Here is a 2,820-nt window from a genome sequence, read left to right on the forward strand (position 1 = left end):
CGCCGCTCGCGGAGCCGGGGGAGCCGGAGCCTTCGACTTCGGTGCCGATGATGTAGACGCCGAAAAGTCCGCGGTCCGGGATGGTGCCGCCGGAGGTGACGGCCAGCCGTTGGGCTCCGGGCCGGCCCTCGATGGTGCCGGCATTGCGGTCCCAGATAATCCGGGGCCGCAGTTCCGCGAACTCGTCCGAGGGATACCGGCCGGCGAGCAGGTCCAGCGTGGCCTCGAAGGCGGAGCGGGGGAGCGAGGCGAACGGCGCTGACCGGCGGACCGTGGAGAACCAGTCCTCTACATCAATGGAACCCAGTGCCGTGGCCGCGACGGTCTGCTGGGCCAGGATGTCCAGCGGATTCGCGGGGACGTAGAGCCGTTCGATCTTGCCGGCCAGCATCCGTTCCACCGTGATGGCGGTGTGCACCAGATCTGCCCGATGCTTAGGGAACAGCACCCCCTGGGAGATCTCGCCGACCTGGTGGCCTGCACGCCCCACCCGCTGCAGCCCGCTGGCCACGGAAGGCGGGGATTCCACCTGCACCACGAGGTCCACGGCGCCCATGTCGATGCCGAGTTCAAGGGAGGACGTGGCGACGACGCAGCGCAGCCGGCCGGATTTCAGGTCGTCTTCAATCAGTGCGCGCTGGTCCTTGGAGACCGAGCCGTGGTGGGCGCGGGCCAGGACCGGATCGGCGCCGGCGGTGCTGCCTGCCTGGGCCATCATGTGCGCCGGTGTGGAGGTGGACGCCGGCGTCGCGGCGGAGGCCGACAAAGCGGGAGCGCCGCCGGCCGGTGTCCCCACCGGCACGGACTCGAAGCCTGGAGCCGCGGCGCCAACCTCGCCCCAGCCGCCGCCGGCGGCCATCAGCTGCCGCTCGGCGTAGATCTCGTTGAGCCGGGCGGTAAGGCGCTCGGCGAGACGGCGGGAATTCGCGAACACAATGGTGGACTGGTTGGCCAGCACCAGGTCCACGATCTTCTCCTCCACATGCGGCCAGATCGATGCCTGCGGCTGCAGCCCGGACGCAGGGCCGGAGTCGAAGGCGCCGGCCGCACCCTGCAGATCGGACATGTCCTCCACCGGGACGGAGACCGTCAGGTCCCAGGTCTTCTTCGACGGCGGGGCCACAATTTCCACCGGTGCGGAGCCGGCGAGGAACTGCGCCACCAGCTCCTTGGGCTCCACGGTGGCTGAGAGCCCGATCCGCTGGGCGGGTTTCGGGAGCAACGCGTCGAGGCGCTCCAGGGACACGGCCAAGTGGGCGCCGCGTTTGGTGCCCGCGACGGCGTGGACCTCGTCGACGATGATGGTGTCCACCTCGCTGAGGGTCTCCCGCGCCTTCGAGGTGAGCATAAGGAAGAGGGATTCGGGCGTGGTAATCAGGATGTCCGGCGGGTTGCTCAGCAGCGAGCGGCGGTCCGACGCCGGAGTGTCCCCGGAACGGACGCCCACGGTGATCAGCGGTGCGGGCAGGCCAAGGCGTTTGGCGGTCTGGGTGATGCCGATCAGCGGGGCGCGCAGGTTGCGTTCGACGTCGACGCCGAGTGCCTTGAGCGGTGAGATGTAGAGCACCCGGGTCTTGCGTTTCGGTGCCTTACGACGCGCGCCCTTGACGGTGTCCAGGCCCGGCAGTCCCTCGGGTTCGGCGGGCGTTGCGACGAGCAGCCGGTCCAGCGCCCAGAGAAAGGCCGCGAGCGTCTTACCGGAACCCGTGGGGGCGACCACGAGCGCATGCGCGCCTGAGGAAATCGCGTTCCAGGCGCCGTTTTGGGCTGGGGTGGGCGCTGGGAATGCACCCAGGAACCAGTCCCGGGTGGGCCGGCTGAACCGGTCCATGGCCTCGGCCGCGAGTGTGCCGCCGGCGAGCTCCTGCCCCTTCATTCCTCCATCATGCCTTACGGCAGTGACAGTAATTGGCGGACGGTATCATCGAGCGGCCGGGACCCCGGCGAGGTGACACTTTGCGCCGATGTTGCACGCGCGCATGGGCGGGAAATGTCACCTCGGCGTTAGCGGGGCTACTTGGCCGTGAACGCCCCGATGGTCAACACGTTGATGCCGGCGTTGCTGCAGGCGTCATGGGGCTCGGCGATGAACAGGGACGCGGTGTCCTCCGGCGGGTAAATCCGGAAGCCGGCCGCCGGAACGACGGTGCAGTCCGAGTAGTTGCGGGCCTGGGTGTAGCGCAGCGTGGCGGTTCCGGCCTGCCCCGGTGCGAGCAGCACATCGGCGGCGGGTGTGGCCTCGTCACGGGCCGCGGGGGCGCCGATCGGTTCGCCGTTCGCGTCCGCGGTGAGGGAGACGCCGGCATAGCCCTTCAGAAGGCAGGGCTCGGCGCCGGAATTCGTGAGGATCAGCTGCATGTAGACGCTGCCGGCCGCGCCGCCGCCGGTGGCATCGGTGGTTGCGGTCAGGCCGGCAGCCTTGCACAGTGCGGGCCCGGCCGGGGTGGTGACGGCCGGTGCGGGCGTCGCAGTGCCGGTCCCCGCGGCGGCAGCCGGGGCGGAGGACTGGCTCGGGGAGCTGGCGGGTGAGGACGCCGGGGTGCTGGAGGTCTGGGACTGCGGGGTGCCGGTGCCGCAGCCGGCGAGGAAGAGCGCTGCTGCGGCTGCCGCCGTCGTGAATACCAGTCTTGTGTTGATTCGCTGAGCCGTCATGGCACCACCTTCACGCCCGAGGGGGCCGGAGTCAACGACGCCACGACGGCGGCGTCCGATTGATGCCCGGATTGTGATTTCCGGAGCATCAATCGAGGTCAGCTACTCCTTGGGCCCGGACTTGGGATCGGGGTTGGGCGCGGTGGGCGCTGCCGGCACGCGGACCGG

General features: G+C 70.0%; 2 protein-coding genes. Both read right to left on the bottom strand.

Going from position 1 to position 2,820, the window contains the following annotated elements; genetic code table 11:
• Positions 1 to 1,876 (bottom strand): DEAD/DEAH box helicase (locus tag K789_RS0104065; RefSeq protein WP_024365641.1); only part of this gene is annotated, 1,876 nt, incomplete at its 3' end.
• Between the two features lie 137 nt (positions 1,877 to 2,013).
• A complete protein-coding gene (locus K789_RS24385) occupies positions 2,014 to 2,652 on the bottom strand; it encodes a DUF4232 domain-containing protein (protein WP_024365642.1) in 639 nt (212 codons plus the stop codon).
• Positions 2,653 to 2,820 lie beyond the last annotated feature (168 nt).

It is taken from the genome of Arthrobacter sp. TB 26 (assembly GCF_000427315.1).
GTDB lineage: Bacteria > Actinomycetota > Actinomycetes > Actinomycetales > Micrococcaceae > Arthrobacter.

Bases quoted from the DNA above. Each gene is read 5' to 3' on its own strand.
- K789_RS24385 (WP_024365642.1), bottom strand. From the start codon at position 2,652: ATGACGGCTCAGCGAATCAACACAAGACTGGTATTCACGACGGCGGCA.